Source organism: Marivirga sericea, assembly GCF_900177665.1.
Classification (GTDB): domain Bacteria; phylum Bacteroidota; class Bacteroidia; order Cytophagales; family Cyclobacteriaceae; genus Marivirga; species Marivirga sericea.
Window position 1 is genome coordinate 82,720 of sequence record NZ_FXAW01000002.1, and the last position, 21,680, is coordinate 104,399.

19 protein-coding genes are annotated in these 21,680 nt (G+C 35.3%); 16 read left to right on the forward strand and 3 right to left on the reverse strand.

Features of this window, described 5'->3' with window-relative positions:
- The first annotated feature begins 139 nt into the window (after positions 1–139).
- From B9Y84_RS05535 to B9Y84_RS05555, 5 genes are all read left to right on the forward strand, one after another.
- Positions 140–1,828 carry a sensor histidine kinase gene (locus B9Y84_RS05535; protein ID WP_085516111.1) on the forward strand — a complete coding sequence of 563 codons (1,689 nt, stop codon included), beginning with the start codon at positions 140–142 and terminating at the stop codon, positions 1,826–1,828.
- 158 nt (positions 1,829–1,986) lie between these two features.
- Positions 1,987–3,468, forward strand: a complete 1,482-nt coding sequence (locus tag B9Y84_RS05540) for a glycine--tRNA ligase (RefSeq protein WP_085516112.1) — start codon at positions 1,987–1,989, stop codon at positions 3,466–3,468.
- 118 nt (positions 3,469–3,586) lie between these two features.
- Positions 3,587–3,898 carry a thioredoxin family protein gene (locus B9Y84_RS05545; protein WP_085516113.1) on the forward strand — a complete coding sequence of 104 codons (312 nt, stop codon included), beginning with the start codon at positions 3,587–3,589 and terminating at the stop codon, positions 3,896–3,898.
- Positions 3,879–4,136 (forward strand): DUF6952 family protein, encoded by a 258-nt coding sequence (locus tag B9Y84_RS05550; protein WP_085516114.1) that lies wholly within the window; start codon positions 3,879–3,881, stop codon positions 4,134–4,136. The genes B9Y84_RS05545 and B9Y84_RS05550 overlap by 20 nt, the downstream gene beginning before the upstream one ends.
- Before the next feature lie 239 nt (positions 4,137–4,375).
- Positions 4,376–5,242: a substrate-binding periplasmic protein gene (locus tag B9Y84_RS05555; RefSeq protein WP_085516115.1), complete on the forward strand. Its 867-nt coding sequence runs from the start codon at positions 4,376–4,378 to the stop codon at positions 5,240–5,242.
- Between the two features lie 106 nt (positions 5,243–5,348).
- On the opposite strand, the gene B9Y84_RS05560 is transcribed toward B9Y84_RS05555, so the two are convergent.
- On the reverse strand, positions 5,349–5,657 hold the full coding sequence (locus tag B9Y84_RS05560) for a hypothetical protein (protein WP_085516116.1): 309 nt from the start codon (positions 5,655–5,657) through the stop codon (positions 5,349–5,351).
- Positions 5,658–6,265: 608 nt separating this feature from the next.
- Here B9Y84_RS05560 and B9Y84_RS05565 point away from each other — a divergent pair.
- From B9Y84_RS05565 to B9Y84_RS05575, 3 genes are all read left to right on the forward strand, one after another.
- Positions 6,266–7,585: an NAD(P)/FAD-dependent oxidoreductase gene (locus tag B9Y84_RS05565; protein WP_085516117.1), complete on the forward strand. Its 1,320-nt coding sequence runs from the start codon at positions 6,266–6,268 to the stop codon at positions 7,583–7,585.
- 96 nt (positions 7,586–7,681) lie between these two features.
- Positions 7,682–8,716, forward strand: a complete 1,035-nt coding sequence (locus tag B9Y84_RS05570) for a sensor histidine kinase (RefSeq protein WP_085516118.1) — start codon at positions 7,682–7,684, stop codon at positions 8,714–8,716.
- A gap of 19 nt (positions 8,717–8,735) precedes the next feature.
- Positions 8,736–9,455 (forward strand): LytR/AlgR family response regulator transcription factor, encoded by a 720-nt coding sequence (locus B9Y84_RS05575; protein ID WP_085516119.1) that lies wholly within the window; start codon positions 8,736–8,738, stop codon positions 9,453–9,455.
- On the opposite strand, the gene hemW is transcribed toward B9Y84_RS05575, so the two are convergent.
- Positions 9,452–10,582, reverse strand: coding sequence for a radical SAM family heme chaperone HemW (hemW, locus tag B9Y84_RS05580; RefSeq protein ID WP_085516120.1), 1,131 nt, complete (start codon positions 10,580–10,582; stop codon positions 9,452–9,454). The two genes, B9Y84_RS05575 and hemW, sit on opposite strands and share 4 nt — an antisense overlap.
- Between hemW and B9Y84_RS05585 the strand changes: the two genes are divergently transcribed.
- From B9Y84_RS05585 to porN, 8 genes are all read left to right on the forward strand, one after another.
- Positions 10,572–12,224, forward strand: coding sequence for a BamA/TamA family outer membrane protein (locus B9Y84_RS05585; protein ID WP_139827951.1), 1,653 nt, complete (start codon positions 10,572–10,574; stop codon positions 12,222–12,224). The two genes, hemW and B9Y84_RS05585, sit on opposite strands and share 11 nt — an antisense overlap.
- Positions 12,225–12,253: 29 nt before the next feature.
- Entirely contained in the window at positions 12,254–13,339 is a 1,086-nt protein-coding gene (locus B9Y84_RS05590; RefSeq protein WP_085516122.1) for a DUF4271 domain-containing protein, read from the forward strand.
- A 25-nt stretch (positions 13,340–13,364) separates the two neighbouring features.
- Positions 13,365–14,144 carry a uroporphyrinogen-III synthase gene (locus tag B9Y84_RS05595; protein WP_085516123.1) on the forward strand — a complete coding sequence of 260 codons (780 nt, stop codon included), beginning with the start codon at positions 13,365–13,367 and terminating at the stop codon, positions 14,142–14,144.
- Positions 14,145–14,257: 113 nt separating this feature from the next.
- Positions 14,258–15,214, forward strand: coding sequence for a PorP/SprF family type IX secretion system membrane protein (locus tag B9Y84_RS05600; protein ID WP_085516124.1), 957 nt, complete (start codon positions 14,258–14,260; stop codon positions 15,212–15,214).
- A gap of 170 nt (positions 15,215–15,384) precedes the next feature.
- Positions 15,385–16,422, forward strand: a complete 1,038-nt coding sequence (gene porK, locus B9Y84_RS05605) for a T9SS ring complex lipoprotein PorK/GldK (protein WP_085516125.1) — start codon at positions 15,385–15,387, stop codon at positions 16,420–16,422.
- Between the two features lie 58 nt (positions 16,423–16,480).
- On the forward strand, positions 16,481–17,293 hold the full coding sequence (gene porL / locus B9Y84_RS05610) for a type IX secretion system motor protein PorL/GldL (RefSeq protein ID WP_085516126.1): 813 nt from the start codon (positions 16,481–16,483) through the stop codon (positions 17,291–17,293).
- 31 nt (positions 17,294–17,324) lie between these two features.
- Positions 17,325–18,911 carry a type IX secretion system motor protein PorM/GldM gene (porM, locus tag B9Y84_RS05615; protein WP_085516127.1) on the forward strand — a complete coding sequence of 529 codons (1,587 nt, stop codon included), beginning with the start codon at positions 17,325–17,327 and terminating at the stop codon, positions 18,909–18,911.
- Positions 18,912–18,931: 20 nt separating this feature from the next.
- Positions 18,932–19,822: a type IX secretion system ring subunit PorN/GldN gene (porN, locus tag B9Y84_RS05620; protein ID WP_085516488.1), complete on the forward strand. Its 891-nt coding sequence runs from the start codon at positions 18,932–18,934 to the stop codon at positions 19,820–19,822.
- Positions 19,823–19,858: 36 nt separating this feature from the next.
- Here the strand turns inward: porN and uvrC are convergent, their stop codons facing one another.
- On the reverse strand, positions 19,859–21,670 hold the full coding sequence (gene uvrC, locus B9Y84_RS05625) for an excinuclease ABC subunit UvrC (RefSeq protein ID WP_085516128.1): 1,812 nt from the start codon (positions 21,668–21,670) through the stop codon (positions 19,859–19,861).
- Positions 21,671–21,680 lie beyond the last annotated feature (10 nt).

Consider the following 21,680-nt stretch of genomic DNA (forward strand, 5'->3'; position numbering starts at 1 on the left):
GCCCTGTTTCAATGCTTTAAAAACGTTGAACGGAAAATATGCACCCAAATTGGGTTAAAACAATACATCTCTTTACGATAGGTACGTCTTATGTAATTAAAAGTATTTCGAAAAATAAGTATATTTACTAATTGTCAGTATGAAAAAATATACATTTCGAAATATTATACTGGGTGAGGGGACTCATATAGAATCAGAAGGTGATTATCGGAAAGCTCTGCTGGTTGGTGTTTGTTGTCTAATTCTTTCATTTATTAGCACGGTTAACGGGTTTCTCAACGTATTTCTCTGGGATATATCGTTAACGCCATCGTTCATGGTGGGTGTCTTTGGAGGTTTATTTGGCTTTATGCTCAACAGATTTGGAAAGTATGAGCTAGCCAAACACAGTTTACTCCTTATTGCGATATTTTTTGTATTTATTTTTATGTCCAATGAAGGTAAATACTATGGTTCTCAGCTGTATCTATTTCCCATATTAGTCGCATCCATTACCTTGTTTGGCTATAAAAATGTAAAAATTTGGTTGTTTTATGGAGTAATTGCTTTTGCATGTTTTGTAATCAGTGAATTAACCGCCTATAAAATTGTATCGGTTGATACGATAAATGAAGCTAAGGAAGATAAGATCTACTTTCTTAATTACTTCTTTACTTTTTTGGGGTTGATCGTTGTGATTTATTTTCAAGTAAAATTGCAATATAAATCGGAGCAAAAGATTTTAGAGCAAGACCGGAAGCTCAAGGAAAGTGAAGAAAGATTTCGACTTGCAGTTGAAGGCACCAATGCTGGTATTTGGGACTGGGAAAACATCAATAAGGATCAACAATGGTGGTCCCCGAAATTATATGAATTATTAGGCTATAACCCTAAAGAGTTTTCCCCAGATCAAAATAGCTTTAAAAATCTATTGGCCGAAAAGTCAGATTATCCTCGTTTGGTAAAGGATTTTAAGAGACACTTAGAGTTTAAAGAACCTTTCTCAGTAGAATACCGGTTGAAACATAAAGATGGAAGTTATCGATGGTTTCAAGGGTCTGGGCAAGCGAAATGGTCTAATGATGAAAAACCCGTGAGAATGGTAGGGTCGCTTGTGGACATAACTGATAAGAAGATTAAAGAAGAAGAAATTAAAGAAAAGAATCAGTTGTTAGAACAGACAAATGCAGAGTTGGACAGATTTGTTTATAGCGTGTCGCATGATTTGCGCGCCCCATTAAATTCTATTCAAGGTTTGATTAATATTGGTGATACAACCGAAGATAGCCAAGAACTGAAGCAGCTCCTTGGGATGATGAAGAACAGAGTGAAGAAGCTCTACAGCTTTATTGATGAAATCATCAGTTTTGCACGTAATACTCGTACAGAAATCATCAAGCAGAGCGTCAGCCTTCGTGATTTGGTCAAAGAAACCTTTGAAAATACTCAATACCGAGAGTTATCAGCAGATATTGATTTTAGAATGAGAGTTGACGAAAATTTGGTGATAGACACCGATAAAGGTCGGTTAGGAGTAATTCTAAATAATTTGGTTGATAATGCCATAAAGTACCACCGGCACTCCCAGCCTGGAAAATATGTGGCAGTTCAAACCGAAGATCTGGGGTCAGAAATCTCAATCAAGGTGGTAGATAACGGGCAAGGAATTCCCTTTGAGGCACAAGCTAGAATCTTTGAGATGTTTTTTAGAGCATCGGAAAATTCCAAGGGCTCTGGTTTAGGACTCTATATTGTAAAAGATATGGTAGAAAGATTAGGGGGAAACATAGAGCTAGAATCTGAAAAAGGAGAGGGAACAACCTTCTCTATAAAATTACCTAAATCCTAAAATTCCAAAGACCCTGTTTAAATCGATTGTGGGTTTTTGTAGAATCTGATTAACAATTCCTTAAAGTTTTTTCATTTGCTGCAGATTTCAAATGGCCAATAGTAGAAAAATTTCTCACGTAATTGCCTAAAAGGTTCTATTTAATTTATCTTTGCGGAATGGCACAAAAAGAACTTAACACCGAAAACACGCTTTTTAGAGATATTGTTGCTCACGCAAAAGAATACGGTTTTGTATATCCTTCAAGCGAAATATATGAAGGATTGCAAGCAGTATATGACTATGGCCCCTATGGTGCAGAATTGAAGAAGAATATTAAAGAGTTGTGGTGGAATACTATGACTCGATTTAATGATGATATTGTTGGTTTAGATTCTGCCATTTTTATGCATCCTGATACCTGGAAAGCATCTGGTCACATTGAAAGTTTTAATGACCCGATGATTGATAATAAAGACTCCAAAAAAAGATATAGAGCAGATGTTTTGTTAGAAGAGAAAGCTGCTGAATACGAAAATGCTGGAGAGCAGGAACAGGCAAATTCCTTATTGAAGAAAACAGGTCAATTACTAGAGGCAGAAGATCTAGAGGCGGTAAGAGAGTTGATTCTGGCGGAGAATATCAAATGCCCAATTTCAGGAACTGCCAACTGGACTGAAGTTCGTCAGTTTAATTTGATGTTTTCCACACAAATTGGTAGTGTATCGGATGGATCTGGTAAAATTTATCTGAGACCTGAAACAGCACAAGGTATTTTTGTTAATTTCTTAAATGTTCAAAAGACAGCCCGGATGAAAATTCCTTTTGGAATAGCCCAAATAGGGAAGGCTTTCAGAAATGAAATAGTAGCGCGTCAATTTATATTTAGAATGCGTGAATTCGAGCAAATGGAGATGCAATTTTTTGTTCGACCTGGAGAGGAGATGGGTTGGTATGAAAAATGGAGAGATATGCGCTTAAAATGGCATAAAGCTATTGGTATAGCAGGAGAAGATTTAAGATTGCATAAGCATGAAAAGCTGGCGCACTATGCCAATGCTGCAGTTGATGTAGAATATAAGTTTCCATTTGGTTTTAAGGAAGTTGAGGGAATTCACAGCCGAACAGATTTTGATTTAAAAAGTCATCAAGAAGTTTCTAAAAAGAAGCTGCAGTATTTTGATCCAGAGGTAGGCAAGAACTATATTCCGTACGTGGTGGAAACTTCCGTTGGGGCCGATAGACTATTTTTGATGTTGTTCTGTAGCGCATTTAAAAATGAAGAAACAGGAGAAGGCGATAAAGTTAAAACAAGAACTTATTTGAAATTACATCCGGCCTTAGCACCAGTGAAAGCGGCAATTCTTCCACTTACTAAAAAAGATGGGCTACCAGAAAAAGGTCAAGAAATCTATAAATCACTGAAAGGGGCCTTTAATGTGGTTTATGAAGAAGCAGCTTCTATAGGTAAGCGCTACACTCGTCAAGATTTGATAGGTACGCCATTCTGTATTGCTGTTGATCATCAAACCTTGGAGGATGACACTGTTACTATCAGACATAGGGATAGCACAGAGCAGGAAAGAATGCCGATTGCTGATTTGGAGTCATATATTGCAAAAGCCACTTCCTTTAATAGAGTTTATGAGCTTTTACAATAGTATGCTAACTATAGGTTTTGTCTATATTCATATGTAAACAATCAATTTAATAAATCGTAACCTATTTGTATTTTTGCGGTTCATTTAGGTAGATATTAGTCATTAAACGAATTTTAAAATGATAGAATTAGCAGAGGATAAATTACAAGAAATAGTTGATGGAAATGAAATGGTAATGGTGCAATATGGCGCTACTTGGTGCGGAAATTGCAAGATTACTAAGCCAAAATTTAAAAGATTGGCTGGTGAGAATGAAAACATAAAGTTTGTTTATGTTGATGCTGAGAAATTACCAAATTCAAGATCACTTGCTGAGGTAAAAAATCTACCGACATTTGCTGGTTTTAAAAATGGCAAATTAATAAACTCTATTTCAGGAAATAAGCCAAGCATTATAACAGATTTATTAGATGAGGTTACCAATAATTAAACACGTTGTAGAATTCATTGAGAACAATGATGAAGATTATGTTGTAGAAAGCATGGATCTTCTAGAAGATTTGATTGAAGCCAAAGGGATAAAAGATGAAGAACTTGAAGTGATTGGAGAGCTATTATCTAACCTCTCTGGCGCTTTAGAGGTTCATAAAGATGTAAAATCCGGGACTCCAAAGAAGGAAGCTTTGAATGGGTTCATGAAAAGAGTCATGGGTTCTATCGATAGCTAATTTTTTACTCTTAAAGTTTAAAAGCACAATTTCATTTGAGGTTGTGCTTTTTTTTGTGTCATTTAAAAATCATTATATTGTATAGGAATAATTATAAATAATAGCTTTTGAATTCATTTTTGTTGTATTCTATCTTTTAAAAATTTTATTTTGTCGATAAATGTATTTGATTTACAGAAAACTTCTTCTTTATTCAAATTACATTAACTACTTTTCAAATTGGATATAAAATAGATATTATGAAAAAGCTATTATTTAAATCATTGTTGATACTTCCGATTTTATTCACAGGGCTTAAATTAAATGCGCAGTACTCAGGAGATTCATTTGCAAAAGCAAAGCAAAGTAAAACTGCAAATTTAACTTATGTTTATTCTGAGGCTCCGGGATTTGCAGCTAATATGGGTGGGGAAGTTCAAGGAGTTTGTGTAGATGTGATGAGTGATTTCGAATTTTTCCTTTTAGATAACTACGGGATCACTGTAAATTCCAAGATGGAAAAGAAGCATGCGGATAATTTTACTTCGTACTTAGATGCGGTTAAAGCATCATCCAATGGTGTATTTGGTTTAAGTAATACAACCATCACTCAAAAGCGAAAAGCATCTTATAATTTCAGCCCTCCATATATTACTAACATTGGTATGATGTTGAGTAATGAAGCATTGCCTACATTAAATGATATAAGCAAAATTGCAGAGGTTTTTGCAGGCAAAAAAGCGATAACGGTAAAAGGCTCAACTAATGAAGATCAAATTTTGCAGATTAAGAAGAAGTATTTCCCAAGCCTAACAATTGAGTATGTGAATTCTTTCGAAGAGGCAATGAACACCTTATCGAATAGTACTGATTATTTTGCAAACCTTGATTTCACCTATTATTTGGATGCAACAAAATCTAAGAAACCAATTAAAAGACATCCTGCCGGTGATCAAACTGCTGAAGAATTCGGAATTGTAATGCCAAAAAATAGTGATTGGGACAAACCTTTCCAGGAATTTTTAACAGAATCATACAGAGATAGCCCTAGTTACAGAAAAATTATTGCGAAACACTTAGGACGTAACGCACTTCAATTATTAGATGCGGTAGTGCAAGAAAAGTAGTGAAATAAATGTGGGAAAATAAAAAGCCTCTCGCCCTTGAGCGAAGAGGCTTTTACTTACCAAAACATCAACCATTCACTATGAATTAAACTATACCTATCTAATCTTAAATTGTAGGTTTTAGTTCCGTTACCTTAATAAATATTTTTTGCGAATTGATTTCCATAATAAAATCAACATTTCGCATAGCTATAGGGTCAATGTTCTCTTTTTGAAAGCTATGTAGTAATTTTCCGTCAATATCGTAAATTAATACAGCAGGTTCTTCTATTATATCAGCTGTAAAGAAGTATGGATTTTCCATATATGCTTTAACCTCTTTAATTAACTTTTCATTATCTAATACTTTTTCCTCATTTGCATATGCGTTACCAAATGCTAACATTAATGCCAAAATTACTATTGCCCTTTTCATATTATTTTGTTTTAGGTTCTTGTATTGGCTTGACGCAGAATATTGTAATAAAGTTGCTTCTCATTGCTAATAAATAATTTTGCAGATGTACTTTAGGTGTAATAAAAAGTACAAAAAACAAAAATAATATAAAACAAATAAAATACTGTATGATGACTTTGAGTCGGTATAATATTTGGATCCAACAAGCCTTGAAGATTTTTCATCAAGTCGGTTTTTCAATAACAGGTTAGTTTGTTCGCATGCTTTAAGGCAGGGACGCCAGATGTCATAGGTTTATGCAAGGCTCTGATATACAGTGTTGTATGGAACGTGATATGCAAGCTCGTTTTCAGCGGGAAAGTTGAAAATTGGACTTAGTTGGTCTGCTATTAAAGATTCACTCTTTTAAATCGTTTAAACCTAGAAATTGGAGTAAGTGCTTGTTTAGTTGTTGGATTTTAGCAAGAGTTGGTTTTCACTCTTCTTTTATTGAGAATTGATCAATTGATTCAGAGATTTATGTAAGAATATGTGCGTGAAAAAATAAAAATAACTAGTATTTAATTCATAAAACCTAAAAATACTTAAGGAGTTAATAATGTATCTACTATTAAGAAAACTCATATATGGATAAGCCGAATTCGTTTAAAATTCCAAATACAGATCAAAAAAGGATAGTGATTATAGGGGGTGGTTTTGCAGGGATCACCATGGCAAAGAAATTTGCAGGTAAAGATGTTCAAGTGGTGCTGCTCGATAGGCATAATTATCACACTTTCCAGCCATTGCTTTATCAAGTTGCTACTGCTGGTCTTGAACCTGATTCAATTGCTGGTCCATTAAGAAAACTGCTTGAAAATCATAAGAATATTTACTTCCGAATGGCTACGGTCTCAAAAATTGATCAGGTGGAAAGCAAGGTGCTGAGTAATGTAGGAGAATTGGCTTTTGATTATCTTATAGTAGCTGCGGGATCCAAGACAAATTTTTTTGGTCAGAACGAGAAATTCGAGAAGGCATTTCCGCTGAAGCAAATTCCTCAAGCATTGGATTTCAGAAGTCATATCTTACAAAATTTTGAAGAAGCAGTTTTGAGTTCTGATGAAGAAAAGATTCAGCGTCTAATGAATATCGTGATTGTGGGAGGTGGTCCCACAGGTGTAGAATTGGCAGGAGCTATGGGCGAACTCAAAAAACATGTTTTACCTAATGATTATCCGGATTTAGATTTTAGTAGACTTAATATCTACTTAGTTGAAGGGATGGATCGCTTGTTAGGAGGAATGTCAGAGTTTGCCGATAGAAAAGCGCAGAAATACCTGAAGAAATTTGAGGTTAACGTGAAGTTGAATACGATGGTGGACAGCTATGATGGTGAGAACGTAGTTTTCAGTGATAAAGCTACTCTTCCTGCTGCTACTTTGCTCTGGGGAGCTGGTGTCATGGGTAATGTGATTGATGGTCTTTCCGAAGAAAGTGTCAAGAATAGCCGATATAGAGTAAATGAGTACAATTTAGTGCAGGGTACAGAAAATATCTATGCTGTAGGCGACATAGCACTAATGGAAACAGAGGAGTTTCCAAAAGGACATCCAATGTTGGCTCCTGTGGCTATGCAGCAAGGAGAGCGACTGGCAAAGAATATACTAGCTGCTCTGAAAGGAAAAGAACAAAAGCCATTTAGCTATTTAGATAAAGGTAGCATGGCAACGGTAGGTCGAAATAAGGCAGTTGTTGATTTACCCAAGAATCTTCACTTTGGAGGCTTTTTTGCCTGGTTCATTTGGATGTTTGTGCATTTGATTTCAATAGTTGGCTTCAGGAGTAAAATCGTCATTCTCAGCAACTGGATCTGGAATTATTTTACATACGATAGAGGTACGCGTCTGATCATTCGTCCATTCGTGCCCAAAGTGAAAAGCCAAAAAGATAAAGTGCAGCAATAATATGATTTGATAGGCGGTTTCTTAAATCTCTAAAAAGAAGCTTATTTTGTGCTGAAATAAATCATAACTCTAAGCTAATCCCGAGGAAGACTCAAAATGGATAAGAAAGTACTTTATTGGACGCTTCAAATTGTTGGATGGACAGCCTACGGTGTGCTTAATATTTATTTGGCTTACTGGGGAGAGCGTTTGTCTACAGAACAGGCGATAGGCCAACTCATTTTGGTGCCTTTTTATATTTCCATCACGCACCTATACAGATATTTCATTATCAGAAATGGATGGCTGAAAATTATAATACAGAAGCTAGTAGTGAGAGTTATCATTGCGTGCCTAATATTAAGTATTATTAATTATGCCTTTTTGTTTGGGATTTCTTCGATTTTGGGCTTGCTGGACCCCACCTTGGATTTAAATCCAATTGTGATATTTTTGAGCATACTTGCCAATCTTATCTTATATTTTCTCTGGTCATTGGTATATTTCATGTATCATTATGTTGAGAATTATAATCGATCTTTAAAATTCGATGCGGCCATGAATGAAATAGAGTTGAATAATTTAAAATCTCAGCTTAACCCACATTTTATTTTTAATGCCTTAAACAGTGTTAGAGCATTGGTAGATGAAGATCCTGCGAAAGCAAAGAATTCTATTACACAATTATCCAATATTCTGAGAAACTCTTTGATTTTAGATAAGAAAAGATTGATTAACTTCAATGATGAATTAAATACGGTTATTGATTTTTTGGCATTAGAAAAGATCAGATATGAGGAAAGATTGATTACAGAATTTATCATTCATCCTGATTCTTATAAGTATCAAGTACCGCCTTTGATGATACAAACACTAGTGGAGAACGGCATCAAACATGGGATTTCAAACTTAACATATGGAGGAAAACTTTCAATTGAAACGCAGGTAGATGACAATAAAAAATTGAATATATTTATCAGAAATTCAGGAAATTTTAAGTTAGATAAAAGAAGAAAGCATAAAGGCTTTGGACTAGAGAATACTAAGCAAAGGTTAAAATTAATCTTCGACAGAGCAGCTTCGTTTAGTATCAAAAATGAACAGGAAGGAACAGTCGTAACTACAGTAATAATCCCTCAATTGAGTTATTGAAATTTTTTAAATTAGAAATATGAAAGTATTAATTATTGATGATGAAAGGTTGGCTCGCAAAGAATTGAGCAATTTATTAGCGGAATATAAAGATATCGAAATTTTAGGGGAGGCTGCCAATGCCGATGAAGCAGAGGAAATGATTGATAAACTCAATCCTGATTTGATATTCTTGGATATCCAAATGCCAGGGAAAACGGGTTTTGAGTTACTAGAGACCTTGGAGCGAACTCCAAAAGTTATTTTTACAACAGCCTATGATGAATATGCTTTAAAAGCCTTTGAGTTTAATGCACTTGATTATCTCCTAAAGCCAATTGAACCTAAAAGGTTAACAGAATCGATTAGTAAAATCAGAAAAGAAGTTGAGGCGCAAGAAGAACATCAAAAAAAGAGTAACCAACTAACAGTAAATGATCAAGTCTTTGTGAAGGACGGTGATAATTGTTGGTTTGTGAAGTTAAAAGATGTGAGATTATTCGAATCTGACGGCAATTATATTAAAGTCTATTTCGATAAAAACAAGCCAATGATTCATAAATCTTTGAATGCCTTGGACGAGAAGCTTGATAATAAGCATTTCTTTAGGGTAAGCCGAAAGCATATTATCAATCTGGAATGGATAGATGAAATTGAAACTTGGTTTAATGGCGGATTGATGGTAAAGTTAAAAGGAGGTGATAAGGTAGAGGTAAGCCGAAGACAAGCCACCAAGTTCAAAGACTTGATGAGCCTTTAATTGACTAAAAATAGGTCCGAAGCCAATTTATCAGCTAGCAGCCGGCCTCTTAAAGTCAGCTTCAATATATCGTCTTCTAAAATGCAAAGTCCTGAGTTTTTCCATTGCTCGATTTGAGGTTTTGCATTTCTTAGTAAATCATAATTTAATGTATTTTTAAGATACAGAAGATTGCAACCCTTGGCGGTTCGCAAAGAAGTCATTAAGTATTCGTTAATACGGTCTTCTGTGGTTAAGATGTCCAGCTCTGCAGGAATCTCATTAGTTTTCAATGCATTCAAGTACTTTCCATTGTTAGAAATATTGAATTGTCTGTTTTTTCCATCGTAAGAATGCGCAGAAGGTCCTAGACCTAAATAGGGCTTTTGCTGCCAATAACTACTATTGTGTTTGGAATGAAATCCTTCTTTTGCAAAGTTCGATACCTCGTAATGCTCGTATTGAAATTTTCGCAGGAATTCTGTCAAAATATAAAATTGCTCGGAAGCATAATCTTCAGAAGCTTCATTTAACTTTCCTTTTTGCTGCCACCTACCAAAGACTGTATTGGGTTCAATCGTAAGACAGTAAGAAGAAATGTGGGGAGGTTCAAAACCCACTAAGGTTTTTAAATCCTTTTCCCAGCTTTTATGAGTAGCAATAGGGATTCCATAGATCAGATCCAGACTGAAATTATTGAATTCACTTTGCTTGATCCATTCCAAGGATTGAAAAGCCTCTCGACTATTATGTGCCCTGTTCATCCATTTTAAAACTTCATCATCAAAGGTTTGTATTCCTACACTTAGCCGATTAATGCCATTTTGAAAGAGCATTCTTAGTCTACTCGGGCTAATATCATCGGGATTTGCTTCGAACGTAATTTCAGCTTCCGATGAAATAGAATGATGACGATCAATCGTTTTGAGAATAGTTTTCAATTGATTTTCTTCCAGTAGGGAAGGGGTGCCACCTCCAAAATAGATAGATTCAATGATCGCTCCATTGAGATAATCATCTTGAAGCTCAATTTCTTTGCATATTGCTTCTACCATTTCGTTTTTAATCGCCATATTGGTGGAAAAATGAAAGTCACAGTAGAAGCATGCCTGCTTACAAAAGGGAATATGTATGTATATGCCTGCCAAAATTAATGCAAATCTAAGTCGAATTTTACAGAAGTGCCTGCTACTAGCTCTCCTATCTTTTATATGGAGCTCATTTTCTTTCGCTCAAAATTCTACTGACAGTTTATTACAACGAAAAGACATTATTCAGGATTCTTTGATGAAAATGGGTTATTGGGAGGCTCAAGTTAGAATTGAAGAACAAAACAGTCTCAATATTAGCAAGGGTAGACCGTACTATTGGGAGACTATTTTAGTTTATGAAGATAATTTACCAACTTTTATACCTTTCTTAAGCAATTTGAAAGGTACAATCGCTAATCAATTCCTCTTAAATAGAAAGCTAAACTCTTATATAAACACAAACTATCACAGATCGGGCTATCCTTTAGCTAAGGCAAGTTTATCCATAGATAATTTGAATGATAATGGTATTGAAATTTCAATTAGAATTGTCCCTCAAAACTTTATTCTGTACGATTCAGTTCGATTTCGAGGAGACAGCCAGTCAGTAAACACACCATATTTAAGTAATCTCTTAAATCTAAATTACAATCAAGAGTTTGATATTAAGTCATACCATCGTATTTCGGATAGAATTGAGCAGTTGGAGTTTATAAGTTTAGCTTCTGATCCAGAATTGAAATTTGCAAATAACAAAGCAATTGTGGAGCTAGATATTAAGAAGGAGAGAAGCAATCAATTCGATGCCATAATTGGTTTAGTGCCTGATGGCTCTAGAACCAATCTGACTGGGCAGGTGAATGCACGATTAAGGAATTTATTTAAAAGAGGTGTTGGCTTGGATGTCTTTTGGCAAAAATATTCAGCTAATTCGCAACTGCTGAGTACAAGATTGCAACAATCTCATGCTTTCAGAAGTCCTTTAGGTATCCATTTTGGGTTCGAACTTTTGCAAGAAGACAGTACATTTTTGCAAACAAGCTTGCAAGTAGGATCAAGTTATCCATTAGCGAACAGCTTTCAAGTAGGATTATCCTATCAAAGAGGCACTAATAACGTATTAAGAGATTTTTCGGAATCGGAGGTAGCAAATCTCAATCCATTGAGAAGTTCGATTGTAAATGCTTTAGTGATGGGCACAAGCTGGAAAACTCCTTTGACTTATCCGCAATTAAAAGATTATAGTTTTGCAGAGCTGGATCTGAGCGCAGGGATCAGGCAAATTATGAATTTTGCAGCATTGCCAGCTGCTTGGCAGGATGTTCCTCAAAACAGTACTAATTTAACTGGAAGGCTGCTATTGCATTGGCAAAAAGTATTAGGGAAGAGGTTTTTACTAGAGGCAATTCCTCAATATAGCGTAGTTCAAAATCAAGCACTATCTCAAAATGATCTCCTGAGGCTTGGTGGATTACAAAATTTACGTGGATTCGACAGGAATTTCTTCTACACCCGCTACTATGGGTTGCTTAACTTAAACTACAGATATTTTTTAGATCAAAAATCAAGTTTTTTTTTACTCACTGATGTTTCAAAACTGCAGTCCAATATCGGGTGGCTTTATGCTGCAGGGGCTGGCTTGGATGTAAAAAGCAAAAATGGCTGGTTTAGAATTATTTACGCATTAGGTCAAGAAGTAGGAAAAATGCCTGATTTTTCACAAGGAAAGGTGCATTTTGGTTATATTGCAGTTTTTTAGTAATCATCATTATAATTGAATAATAGTTAATGCAAAAGCTGGTATTCCTCTTTTCAATATTGCTAATTCTATCGTGTAGGCAGGAGAAACTGAATCTCGATAATAGTGAACCTAGTGCGGAGTCAGGAGCTCGCTTATGGCACCTAAGAGACACTATATCAACTTCTGAAAAATGGGGTTCTGACAGTGTCAGGCAGATATTGTTAGAATCTGATATTTTAAAAGAGGCACATCTTGAAACGAAATCTGATGCAGCTATTTACTTATTTGTAGGCGATAAATTGATTAAGAAATCGAGCAATGGCTATTTAGAACATTCTTTCAATGAAGATAAGGCAGAGCCAGTCTATTTACATTTAGACCAAAATCTTTCCGAACTGACCTACGGAATTTACACGCTGGAAAGTCGATCTCAAAATGGAGGGTATTCAAGTTTAGGAAAAGAGGAAAGAGCAAGACTATGGGTTTCGGATAATATTTTATTGATTTTACTACTTGGTGCGTCCCTTTTTATGGTAATTATCAAAATTAACTATGATAAACGGTATATTAATATTTTATCCTTCAACAAAATATTTACCACTCGTCTGAATGAGGGCGATCAATCTAGAGTCCGGATAATGGATGAAGACAACTTGGTTTTTGCTGGGTTCTATGCATTCTTAACAGCGGGCTTAATTTATTTCTTAGATATAGATAATAGTTTAGCATTTTTCGGAATCGGAGCCAACGGTATTATTGAGTACTTGAAAATATTGAGCATAGTTGCAATAGGATTAATAGCAAAGGTCATATTGATCTCAATTGCGTCTAATTTATTCGGTAATAGTAAAATACCTGCTTTTTATGTTAAGGAAATGCTCAATATTAATCTGTTTTTTATAATAATATTATTTTTTAGCTCTATTCTTATATACTTGTTTTTAGGTTCCATACCTGCTTTTTGGTTGTCTGTTAGCACATATGCACTATTACTATTTTACATACTCAGGTTGGTATTACTATATTTTAAAATATTAAAATTAAGCAGCTTCACTAATCTCTATTTATTTTCTTACTTTTGCACCACAGAAATATTCCCATTTTTAATTGGACTAAAATATTTCTTGAGATAAAACTTTTCAAAGTAGACCGATTAACATGTCAACAACTGTAAAAGACCGATTTTATCCGGTAAAAAGTATCATGGTTTCACAACCTGAGCCGGCAGATATTTCAAATTCTCCGTATCATAAATTGGCGGATAAGTACAAAATTAAAATTGACTTCAGACAATTTATCAAGGTAGATCCTATAGATTCTAAGGAATTTAGGAAGCAAAAAATTGATATTTTGAAGCATACTGCTATCATATTTACAAGTAGAAATGCAGTAGATCATTTCTTTAGGATATGTAAAGACAGCAAGATAGAAATGCCGCCTGAAATGAAATACTTTTGTATTTCAGAGCAAACAGCAAATTATCTTCAAAAATATATTGTTGTTCGGAAGCGTAAAGTTTTTGTAGGAGAGAGAACCGCACAAGATATTTTGAACGTAATTAAGAAACATAAGAACGAAAAGTATCTGTTTCCATGTTCTAATATCAGAAAGGATGATATACCATCATTTATGAACAAGGATGGATATAATTTTACTGAAGCAATTATTTATAAAACAGTTGCTGCAGATTTATCTGACCTCGAACATATAACCTATGATATCTTGGCGTTCTTCAGTCCTTCAGGAATAAATTCCTTATTTGTGAATTTCCCTGATTTCAAACAAAATAATACCAGGATAGCGGTTTTTGGACCAACAACGGCTCAAGCTGCAAGAGATGCTGGCTTAATTATAGATATTGAAGCGCCATTACCAAATGCACCTTCAATGACAGGCGCATTAGAACTTTATATAAAAAAAGCTAACGGGCTTAAGTAATTGTTTATTAGTTATTTAGGTATATATAATTCTATAATAACTTTAAATTAATTACATAAAAGCTTGAACAAAAGTTATTTTTATTATATTTATCCTTCTAAAGTGTTGAGGATATGAAAAAAACAGTACAAATATTAACTCTAATCTTCTTGATGGTGGGCATTTATAATGCACAGGGTCAAGACGTGCAGTTCTCTCATTATATGTTTAATAACCTTTTTAATAATCCAGCTTATTCTGGAGTGGAAGGTTATACAAAACTAACAGCAATGCATAGAACTCAATGGGCAGGATATACTCCTTCAAACGGACCTGGCGGTGGAATTAACTCTCAGCTGATTTCGTTAACCAGCCCAATTATGCGCTACAATAGTGGTTTCGGGTTTTATGTGTTAAATGATGAGATAGCCAATCAAAACTTTGTTCAAGTGCAGGTGTCAGGTGCTTATCATTTAGGGATTAAGGAATCAAAGATCAGCATTGGATTTAGAGGGGGTGCAATTACCCAAAATATTAATAAAGACGGATATATTTATATTGATGATGATGATCCTAATATTAATAACATCCAAGCAACTCAAGTTAGGCCGGATTTTTCAGTAGGCGTAAATTATCAACATAAAGATTTTTATGTAGGTGCAGCATTTAATCACTTGATTGAAGCTGAATTTGGGTTTGGAGCAGATGCTATTAGAAATCCATACCCTAAAGATTTTTTGTTGACTGCAGGATATACCTTTCCTATTAATTACGATGTAAATCTAACTCCTAGTTTTTTAGTAAGAACTACTGAGTTTAGTTCTTATACTTTCGACATTTCAGCTATGGCAACCTATAAAGAAAAAATATGGGGAGGGCTCTCATTTAGGCAACAAGAAGCGGCTATAGTAATGTTGGGTTATAGTTTCTTCAAAGAAAATACATTAAAACTTGGTTATGCTTTCGATTATACCCTTGTGGCACAAAGCGCAAAAAGTACTACTTCTCATGAAATCATGGTAAGTTATAGGTTGCCTGCCATATCTACATCGGGTAAAAAGGTAGTGCGAACGCCAAGATTTAGACATTAATCGTAAAAAGTTTGCAGAATAAAACTTTTTTATGAAAATTGTAGAGATTATTCTATAAATTATTTAAAATACAATAAAACCTTACAGTTCAGGGTTTAATTGTGTAGGTGTAAAGGATATATTTAATAATTGTCAATATATTAGCGTTTAGTTAGAAACAAATAGGTGTTATGAATAATAAAGGTGTTTTGAAAAAATTAACCCTATCAATTTTGTTTATTGCTACTCTTTTCCTTGAAGGCTGCGGTCTTTTCGGTGGTGGAGCTGGCGATGGTGGAAACTTGGTAGGAGTCGCAGGTAGAGAAGGCTGGTATATGTCTACTCCTTATGGTATGAGAGCGGTTCCAGCTGGAACTTTTCATATGGGACAAGCTGATGAAGATGTTGCACATTCGCAAATTAACTTCAACAGGCAAGTAACAATCGGTGGGTTTTACATGGATGAAACTGAAATCACTAACAACGAGTATCGTCAATTTATACAGAGGATGATGGAAGATTCAGCCTCAACTCTTGGGAGAGATTACATTATGACTGAAATCTATCCAGATACGACAGTGTGGATGAAAGATTTCACTAATCATATGGGGGATCCGATGCAAGAGTATTATTATATGCATCCAGCATTTGATGATTATCCTGTGGTAGGAGTAAATTGGGAAGCTGCTAAAGTTTTTTCTCAATGGAGAACTGATTATTTGAACTCATACAGAGAGTCTTTAGGGGAATTTCCTATGCCTGCATTCCGTTTGCCTTCAGAGGCCGAGTGGGAGTATGCTGCAAGAGGCGGTAGAGATATGGCCAAATATCCATGGGGGAATCCTTACATTAGAAATGCCAAGGGTTGTATGTTGGCAAACTTCAAACCTGGTAGAGGTAACTACTATGATGATGGAGCGGCTTACACTTCTGAAATAATGTCATATTTCCCTAATGATTTTGGACTGTATGATATGTCAGGTAATGTTGCTGAATGGTGTGAGGATGCATTTAATCCAGCTTCTGTTCCTTTGGTTTGGGATTTAAATCCAACGTTTTTTGATGAAAGTGAACCAAGAAAAGTTATTAGAGGAGGTTCTTGGAAAGATATAGCTTTCTATTTGGAAACTGGTACAAGAGCTTTTGAGCATAAAGATTCAACAAGAGCGTATATAGGTTTCAGATGTGCAATGACATACTTAGGTAGATCATCTGGAACTGAATTTTAATTGACTTTTTAAAAAAATAAAACAATATTTAGGACATTAACCATTAAAAACTACAAACATGAGTAATAAAAAAGGCGGATTTCAGGAGTTACTATTTAAAACCATAATGCCTAAGGTGTATGGTATTGGTGCGGCTATCGTTATTATCGGAGCCATGTTTAAGATTCTTCACCTACCGGGTGCATCTTTTATGTTAGGTGTTGGTTTAAGTACGGAGGCCATTATATTCTTATTAAGTGCATTTGAACCTACACATGAAGAAGTAGATTGGAGTAAAGTGTATCCAGAGTTAGCAGAAGAATTTGATGAAGAGCCTGCTCCAAGAAAGAAACAAATCTCATCCGCTGGTGGTGGTAGTACTTCACAACAACTCGATAAAATATTAGAAGAAGGTAAAATTGGTCCTGATTTGATCAAAAGTTTAGGTGATGGAATGAAAAGTATGGCTGATTCAGCTAAGCAAATGTCCAACTTAAGTAATGCTGCAGTCGCTACTAATGATTATGCTAACAATGTTAAGCAAGCTAGCAAATCATTATTAGAAATGAATAAATCTTATGACAGCACCGTGAAGGCAATGTCAGAGATGTCAAACGCTTCAATGGATGCAAAATCTTATCATTCTCAAGTACAAGCGGTAACTAAAAACTTGACTGCATTAAATCAAGTTTACGAAATGGAATTGCAAGATTCTCAGAACCATGTGAAAGCAATGAATAAATTCTACAAGAATTTGGCTACTGCTTTAGATAGCATGACAGAAGCAAGTAAAGATACTGCTCAATTCCAAACAGAAGTTAAAAACTTAACAACTAATCTTTCTCAATTGAATAAGGTATATGGTAATATGCTTTCTGCAATGAAAGGTTAATTTGTTTTTAAAGCTTAAACTATAAATCTATATGGCTGGAGGAAAAGAAACCCCAAGACAGAAGATGATCGGCATGATGTACTTAGTACTGACTGCCCTTTTGGCGCTTAACGTTAGTGTTACGGTACTCGACAAATTCATCGACATTAATAACTCTTTGGAAGTGTCTGTAGATGCTGCTAAAGAGCAAAACGGTAATACTCTGCGTAGAATTGAAAATGCAGTGGAAGAATCTGGCAGTCGTCCAGATGATGTGAAGATTTTGGATAAAGCAAAAGTGATCAGGGAAAAAACTCGTGACATGATTGCTGAACTGAAAACTTACAAAGACACCTTTATTGATATTACAGGAGGTTACAATGAGGACGGTGAAATGGTTGGTAAAACCGATTACGATATGGTTGGTAACTATATGATGCCTGAAAATGAAAATAATGGGATCAAACTCCAGAAGTCTCTGAACGAGTATGCAAACTTTGTAGATGAGACTGTTGCTGATTCTGCTGTAAGTTTTGATCCATTAGCTTTAGATGCAAACGAAAACCCTAGATTTCAAGATGATCCAAATCAAAATGGTAAGGACTGGGCAACTTTAGAGTTTATGGGCGCACCAACACCAGCTGCCTTGGCTACCATTAGTGATTATCAGAACAAAGTGATGGCCTATGAAGCACGAGCATTAGATTTACTAGCGAGGAGAGTGGGGGCCGGTGACTTAAAATTTGATTTAATCCAATTAGTAGCTTTACCTGAATCTAAGGTGGTAGCTGCCGGTGCGAAGTATAAAGCTGATTTGATTGTAGCTGCTTCGTCTTCTGCTGAAGACCCAGAGATGACTTTTAATGGTAAAGAAATAGATGTAGAAAGTGGATCAGGTAAAATTGAATTTACTGCGACTCCTGCTAGTTCATATGGTGAAGAGGGAACTGCACGAAAAACATATGAGGCTACAGCAAAGCTGAAAGATAGTGTTTACAGACAAGAAATTGAATACTTTGTAGCTGAACCAATTATACAAGTGCAATCAGCTGCTTTAAGTCAATTGTATCTAAATTGTGGAAACGAGCTAGATGTATTAGTGCCTGCTTTAGGAACTGCTTACAATCCATCATTTTCTGTGCAGGGTGGTAGTTCTATTGAAGGACAGGAAAGAGGACGAGTTACCATTATTCCAAATGCTCCTAAAGTAACGTTGGGTGTTAGTTCAAATGGTAATAAAATCGGAAATAAAGAGTTTAGTGTTCGAAGAATACCGAAACCTGATGTGGAAGTTTATAATGGTTCAAAACCGGTAAACTTGAAGCAAGGTGAAAAAGCAACTGCAATGAGAGTACTTAGAGTTCAAGCGATTGCTGATGAAAACTTTAAGGCACAGTTACCGAAAGATGCGCAGTATAAAGTGACAAGATGGACAATTACTTTAGCAAGGGGACCTAGACCTGTAGGCCAACCTATTAAAGCTACAAGTGAGACTGTAAATATTAGTCAACTAATGTCGAATGCTCGTCCTGGTGATCGATTGGTTGTGCAAGTAGATCAGGTCTTAAGAAGAAATTTTAGAGGAAATACGGAAGAAGTAGCTTTAGGTGAGTTAGTTTATCCTATTACTCTAAATTAAAAGTGTTAAAATTAGATGTTATGAAAAAGTTTGTGTTGTTAACAGTAGGTTTAGCTTTAATGGTTTTTATTCAGCCACTAAAAGCTCAAGAATCTAGCAATGATGGATATAATCCTAATTCGGTTTATCCTATTCATGAAGATGATATTATGTTCAAGAAGAGGGTATGGAGAAGAATGGACTTACGTGAGAAGCAGAATGAACCATTTTTTGCCTCAAATAATGAGATTACTAAGCATATCGTGAATGCTGCTAAAGCTGGAATTATTCCTATTTACCAAGGCGATTCTATGGTTAATAGATTAACTAAAGAAGAGTTTTTAGAGAAATTAGAAAACCCTGCATTGCAAGATATGAATATGGGTGGAGCTGATGACGGCTGGGGTGATACTGGTGGAGATTCATGGGGCAATGATGACGGTTGGGGTGATACTGCAGCTGATGAGTCAGCTGGAGAAGAAGAAGAGAGTGCACCGGCAAATGAGGTTTCTACACAATTTTTAGTTAGAGAAATGTCAACTTTAGAGATTGTAGAGGATATGATCTTTGATAAGAAAAGATCTGTTACTAATTGGGACATTCAGGCTATCAAAATTATTATTCCTGCTGAGAATTTTACATCCGGAGTTGAAAGAACAGTTGGTGTTTTCAAATACAAAGACTTAGTCGATTTGTTCAGAAGCAATCCAGAGCAGATGATTTGGTTCAATCCACAGAATAGCGCTGAACACAAAAACTTAGCAGATGCTTTTGCTTTAAGATTATTTAATGGTAGAATTGTGAAAGTTGCTAATCCTGACGATAATATGATCATAGATATATATGACGAATCTCCTAGACAAGGTATTATGGCTTCTCAGTGGCTTGAATATGAGTTAATGGAGAAAGAGCACGAATTGTGGTCGTACTAATTTAATATCAAATAATATTTTGAAAGAGGGGGAGGCTTAAAGGTCTTCCCCTTTTTGTTTGAAGGCTTTTAGTAGTTGTTCTGCTTTACTGCTGCCCACTATTTTACTCAAGTCTTCGTAACTTCCTTCTTTGATCTTCTTTACTGATTTGAAATGAGAAAGCAGTTGATCTATTGTTTTTTCTCCAATTCCTTGAATTCCTTCTAATTCAGTTGTAAAGCTATTTTTGCTTCTTATTTGTCTGTGAAAAGTAATAGCGAATCTGTGTGCTTCGTCTCTCAACCGTTGTAAAAGTTTAAGGGCTTCACTTTTTTTACTAATATGAACTGGATAGGGGTCGTCTGGAAAGTATATTTCTTCTAGTCGCTTAGCAATGCCAATAATCGGAATTTGCCCATATAGATCAAGTTGGTTTAGAGCCTTAACTGCTGCGCTTAACTGCCCTTTTCCACCATCTATAACGATCAGGTTGGGAAGGTCTTGTTGTTCATCTACTAACCTTTTATAGCGTCTACCAACAATTTCTGTCATAGAAGCAAAGTCATCAGGGCCAATTACTGTTTTCACATGATAATGTCTGTATTCACTCTTTTTAGGGCGACCATTTTTAAAGTGAACCATAGAGGCTGTCGGATTGGTGCCTTGCATATTGGAGTTGTCAAAGCATTCTATTTTAATGGGAAGTTCTTTGAGTCGCAAATCAGATTGCAGTTGCTTCAAGACTCTTAATTCCTTTATTTTGCTAGATTCATTTTGGTTAAGCTTTTCTTTCTTAAAGTAAAGAGCATTTTTCAAGCTCATTTCTACTAACTTCTTCTTGTCTCCAATTTGTGGTTTTATAAAATGAAATTTTTCGGGTAGATTTTCAATATCAATGTTGGTTAATATTTCTTCGGTGGTACTTTCATACTGCTTTCGTAGGTCGATAAGAGCGAGGAGAAAGAGCTCTTGATCAGTTTCATCTAATTTTTTCTTTAATTCAATCGTTTTGGTAACATTTATACTTCCATTATTCACTCTCATATAGTTTACGAAAGCATACTTATCCTCAGATATAATGCTGCATACATCAATATTGGTAAGTTTAGGATTCACTACCAGGGACTTACTATGGAATTTTTCTAATAGGTCAAATTTGTCTTTGTAGTTTTGAGCCTTTTCAAAGTCAAGATTTTCGGCTGCAATTTGCATGTGTTCCCGAAAATGTTGTTTTGGTATATTTAGATTTCCTTTAAGAATTTCAGCTGCTTGTTCTATGTCCTTCTGATAGTTATCATGTTGTTGAAGACCTTCGCATGGGCCTTTGCAATTGCCAATATGGTATTCTAAACATACCTTGAATTTACCAGCTTTTATATTTTGGTCAGTAAGATTTAATTTGCATGTTCGGATTGTATACAGTTTGCGAATTAATTCTAATACATTATTCATGGCTCTGACACTAGCATAAGGGCCGAAATAGGTGCCATTTCTTGCTATTCTCTTGCGAGTGGAAATGATCCTTGGAAATGGTTCATTTGTAATACATAGATAAGGAAAGGATTTATCGTCCTTCAGTAGGATATTGTATTTGGGTTGCAGCTCCTTAATCAAGGAGTTTTCGAGTAGAAGGGCATCAAATTCGGAATTTACAATTGCAATTTCAATTTTTTCTATTTCCCTTACTAATCGAATGGTTTTCCTGTTGTGTTGAGTTGACTTATTGAAGTAGCTCGTTACTCTGTTTTTGAGATTTTTTGCTTTCCCAACGTAAATAATGTCTCCAGATGAGCTATGAAATTTATAGACACCTGGTAGTTTCGGGAGCTCATTAATATCCTGTGGCTTTAAGAAAACCGCATCGTACATTTTACAATTG

What these genes read in the sequence shown, in the direction of transcription:
- porL (WP_085516126.1), top strand. Translation starts at nt 16,481, where the DNA reads ATGAGTAATAAAAAAGGCGGATTTCAGGAGTTACTATTTAAAACCATA.
- B9Y84_RS05595 (WP_085516123.1), top strand. Translation starts at nt 13,365, where the DNA reads ATGTCAACAACTGTAAAAGACCGATTTTATCCGGTAAAAAGTATCATG.
- B9Y84_RS05535 (WP_085516111.1), top strand. Translation starts at nt 140, where the DNA reads ATGAAAAAATATACATTTCGAAATATTATACTGGGTGAGGGGACTCAT.
- B9Y84_RS05570 (WP_085516118.1), top strand. Translation starts at nt 7,682, where the DNA reads ATGGATAAGAAAGTACTTTATTGGACGCTTCAAATTGTTGGATGGACA.
- B9Y84_RS05555 (WP_085516115.1), top strand. Translation starts at nt 4,376, where the DNA reads ATGAAAAAGCTATTATTTAAATCATTGTTGATACTTCCGATTTTATTC.
- porK (WP_085516125.1), top strand. Translation starts at nt 15,385, where the DNA reads ATGAATAATAAAGGTGTTTTGAAAAAATTAACCCTATCAATTTTGTTT.
- porN (WP_085516488.1), top strand. Translation starts at nt 18,932, where the DNA reads ATGAAAAAGTTTGTGTTGTTAACAGTAGGTTTAGCTTTAATGGTTTTT.
- B9Y84_RS05575 (WP_085516119.1), top strand. Translation starts at nt 8,736, where the DNA reads ATGAAAGTATTAATTATTGATGATGAAAGGTTGGCTCGCAAAGAATTG.
- B9Y84_RS05540 (WP_085516112.1), top strand. Translation starts at nt 1,987, where the DNA reads ATGGCACAAAAAGAACTTAACACCGAAAACACGCTTTTTAGAGATATT.
- B9Y84_RS05560 (WP_085516116.1), bottom strand. Translation starts at nt 5,657, where the DNA reads ATGAAAAGGGCAATAGTAATTTTGGCATTAATGTTAGCATTTGGTAAC.
- B9Y84_RS05600 (WP_085516124.1), top strand. Translation starts at nt 14,258, where the DNA reads ATGAAAAAAACAGTACAAATATTAACTCTAATCTTCTTGATGGTGGGC.
- B9Y84_RS05545 (WP_085516113.1), top strand. Translation starts at nt 3,587, where the DNA reads ATGATAGAATTAGCAGAGGATAAATTACAAGAAATAGTTGATGGAAAT.
- B9Y84_RS05585 (WP_139827951.1), top strand. Translation starts at nt 10,572, where the DNA reads ATGCCTGCCAAAATTAATGCAAATCTAAGTCGAATTTTACAGAAGTGC.
- uvrC (WP_085516128.1), bottom strand. Translation starts at nt 21,670, where the DNA reads ATGTACGATGCGGTTTTCTTAAAGCCACAGGATATTAATGAGCTCCCG.
- porM (WP_085516127.1), top strand. Translation starts at nt 17,325, where the DNA reads ATGGCTGGAGGAAAAGAAACCCCAAGACAGAAGATGATCGGCATGATG.
- B9Y84_RS05590 (WP_085516122.1), top strand. Translation starts at nt 12,254, where the DNA reads ATGCAAAAGCTGGTATTCCTCTTTTCAATATTGCTAATTCTATCGTGT.
- B9Y84_RS05550 (WP_085516114.1), top strand. Translation starts at nt 3,879, where the DNA reads ATGAGGTTACCAATAATTAAACACGTTGTAGAATTCATTGAGAACAAT.
- B9Y84_RS05565 (WP_085516117.1), top strand. Translation starts at nt 6,266, where the DNA reads ATGGATAAGCCGAATTCGTTTAAAATTCCAAATACAGATCAAAAAAGG.